Consider the following 297-nt stretch of genomic DNA (forward strand, 5'->3'; position numbering starts at 1 on the left):
CAATTTCAACATTCTTGATGCCGATACGAGTCATTTCACTCAGGCGCTGATTCATTACCAGAACGAAACGGATGGCAGCCGCGAGAAGCTTAAGCCAGCAACGAGCGACCAGATGGACGACTCGGCGATCAGCAATGCTTTCGGCGACACGGTTGCTTATGTTGAGTGGAGCGGCGGCTTTGTCGACGAAAGTAAATCGCCGCAAAACACCATTGTCATGTCCTACCAGGTCGCGAAACTCAAACTCGCGCAGGGTGGTGATGCCGCCGGTCTTGTCCTCGATGCGAACGGTCATGA

General features: G+C 53.5%; 1 protein-coding gene. It reads left to right on the forward strand.

Annotated features, from left to right (window positions below; translation table 11 throughout):
- The coding region (locus H6A60_RS13035) for a hypothetical protein (RefSeq protein WP_205105291.1) at positions 1-297 on the forward strand (297 nt) is incomplete at both ends.

It is taken from the genome of Sutterella massiliensis (genome assembly GCF_016899755.1).
GTDB classification, from domain to species: domain Bacteria; phylum Pseudomonadota; class Gammaproteobacteria; order Burkholderiales; family Burkholderiaceae_F; genus Sutterella; species Sutterella massiliensis.